At 69.5% G+C, this 2,454-nt stretch carries 2 protein-coding genes; both read right to left on the reverse strand.

Annotated elements, in window-relative coordinates; genetic code table 11:
* Positions 1–21: 21 nt before the first annotated feature.
* On the reverse strand, positions 22–519 hold the full coding sequence (locus JK364_RS54080; protein ID WP_201858827.1) for an Hsp20/alpha crystallin family protein: 498 nt from the start codon (positions 517–519) through the stop codon (positions 22–24).
* A 22-nt stretch (positions 520–541) separates the two neighbouring features.
* Positions 542–2,344 carry an FAD-dependent oxidoreductase gene (locus tag JK364_RS54085; RefSeq protein ID WP_201858828.1) on the reverse strand — a complete coding sequence of 601 codons (1,803 nt, stop codon included), beginning with the start codon at positions 2,342–2,344 and terminating at the stop codon, positions 542–544.
* Positions 2,345–2,454 lie beyond the last annotated feature (110 nt).

Here is a 2,454-nt window from a genome sequence, read left to right on the forward strand (position 1 = left end):
GAGAGCCGGATCCCGGCGGTCTCAGCCGCCCTGGCGTTCGCTGCTCTCGGTTATCTCGATGTGACGGGGCTTGGCGGTCGCCGCCTTGGGGACGGTGATCGTGAGCACGCCGCTGGACATGCTCGCCGTGACGTCTTCGGTGTTCACTTCGCTCGGAAGGAGCAACCGGTACTCGAAGCGACCGGTACGGCGACTGCTGTGCCGCATGATGCCTTTGCGCTCCCGTTCCTTGATCTCCCCCGTGACGGCCAGCTCCTGACCATTGACCTCGATGTCGACGTCCTTGCGGTCCACGCCGGGGAGCTCGAGTTCTATGTGATAGGCGTCGTCGGCTTCGGTCACGTCGCCGGACGGCGTCCACGCCGCTATGGCGGGAGCCGCGCTTCCGACCGTGGATTCGAGCAGACCACCCATCTGGTTGATGAGGTCGTCGAATTCCAGAAGCGGATTGCGCGCCCAGCCCCTGGGACGCTCCGCCGTTCCCTGGCCTCGCTGCTGTCGGCGAACCGGCATGTTCATCGTCCGTCACCTCCGGTGTCGGTTAGTGGGCAGGGGATGTGTTGTGACCACCGCCCGGCTCGGTGAACCGGCCGGACGGAGCTTCTGTGTCATCGGGGTGGCGTGCGACGTCGACGGTGGTGTGGCCGAGGTGCTCGTGGACCTGGTGGATGGCCATCGCCCCTTCGCCGGCGGCGGAGGCCACCCGCTTGACGGAGCCGCTGCGCACGTCGCCCACGGCGAAGACGCCGGGCAGGCTGGTCTCCAGCCCCAGACAGGTACGGCCCTGACCCTCCCAGACCGTGCCACTCGCGCGGGCCTGCGCCGAGGCGCCGGTGAGCACGAAGCCCCGGTCGTCCAAGGCGACCACGTCGCCGAGCCACGCCGTACGGGGCCGGGTCCCGATGAAGACGAACATCGCGCGCACGACCAGATTGCGGCGCTCCCCCGTACGGTTGTTCTCCACCACGATGGCCCGCAGGACATCGTCGCCCTCCACCACCCCGCGCACCTCACTGTTCCGCAGCACATTCACCCGTGGATGACGTTCGATCTGGTCGACGAGGTAACGGGACATCTTGGCGCCGAGGTCCGGGCCCCGGATCAGCAGATGCACGCGCGGGACGCGCTGTGCGAGGAAGAGGACGGCCTGGCCCGCGGAGTTACCGCCGCCGACCACCGCGACCGGATCCGCGCTGCACTGCTGCGCCTCGTACACGGTCGCCGCGTAGTAGACGCTCGTCCCCTCCACCCGTTCGATGCCAGGCACTTCGAGCCTGCGGTACCAGGCGCCCGTAGCCAGCACGACGGTGTGGCTCACCACATCGCCGCCGTCGGCGAAGGTGACACGGTAGTAGCCGTCGTCCTCGGGCTTGAGCAAAGCCGCTTCCGCGGGAACCCACACCTGGGCCCCGAACTTGCGCGCTTGGAGTTCGCCTCGTTCGGCGAGGTCGGAACCGGAGATCCCGCTCGGAAAGCCGAAGTAGTTCTCGATGAGGGACGACGTGCTCGCCTGGCCGCCCGTGGCGATCGCGTCCAGGAGGGCTGTGGTCAGTCCCTCGGACGCGCCATAGACGGCGGCCGCCAGCCCGGCGGGTCCGGAGCCGACGATGATCAGATCACTGCGGGTCTCCTCGGTGGACGGAGGGGAGAGACCGATGAGCCGCGCCAGTTCGGCGTTGCTGGGGTTGCGCAGCACCCGCTCATCGCGCCAGATGACGATCGGTGTCTCTTCCGGGGGGATGGAGAAGCGGCGCAGCAGTGCCTCGGCCTCCTCGTCCGCCTCCAGATCGATCCAGCGGTGCGGCAGCCGGTTGCGGGCCGCGAACTCGCGCAGCCGCCGGGTGTCGGGTGAGTAGCGCGAGCCGAGGAGGCGGAAGCCCGCGCCGACCCCGACGAGCAGCGCGCGGCGGCCCAGGTAAGCGCGGAGGATGAGGTCGCCGAGGATCGGATCGCGGGCGACCAGCATCCGCAGCCGGTCGATCGGAAGGGACAGCACCTCCCCGGGCTCACGGACCCGGGCGGTGTAGAAGGCCACCTGCCCCTGGAGCAGCCCCAGCTCGCCGAGGAAGCGCCCCGGCCCATGCACCCTCAGGACCCGCTCGTCGGGGGTGCCGTGGGCCTCTACGATCTCGATGGAGCCGCTGAGGATGACCAGGAACTCCGCACACCGCTCTCCCTCCCGGACCAGCACCTGGGCCGGCTCGACCCGGAAGCGCTCCCCGTGTTCGGCGAGGAACGCGATCTGGGTTTGCGACAGCCGGGGGTAGGCGCCGTACAGATCCGGGGTCTCGAACGGCACCGCCTCGTCGGGAGCGGCCTCGGGAGGTCGGTCGTCGCCTGCCATCAGGCCATGGCCTCGTGGGCGTAGCACCACCGCCAGGTCTCGCCCGGTTCCATGGGCTCCACGATGGGATGCTGCTCGACGTAGGCGTGGGCTCGGGCGTGCTTGAGCGG

It is taken from the genome of Streptomyces endocoffeicus (assembly GCF_016741935.1).
In the GTDB taxonomy this organism is placed as follows: Bacteria; Actinomycetota; Actinomycetes; order Streptomycetales; family Streptomycetaceae; genus Streptomyces; species Streptomyces endocoffeicus.

Coding starts and splice junctions, on each gene's coding strand:
- JK364_RS54080 (WP_201858827.1), bottom strand. CDS start 519: ATGAACATGCCGGTTCGCCGACAGCAGCGAGGCCAGGGAACGGCGGAG.
- JK364_RS54085 (WP_201858828.1), bottom strand. CDS start 2,344: ATGGCAGGCGACGACCGACCTCCCGAGGCCGCTCCCGACGAGGCGGTG.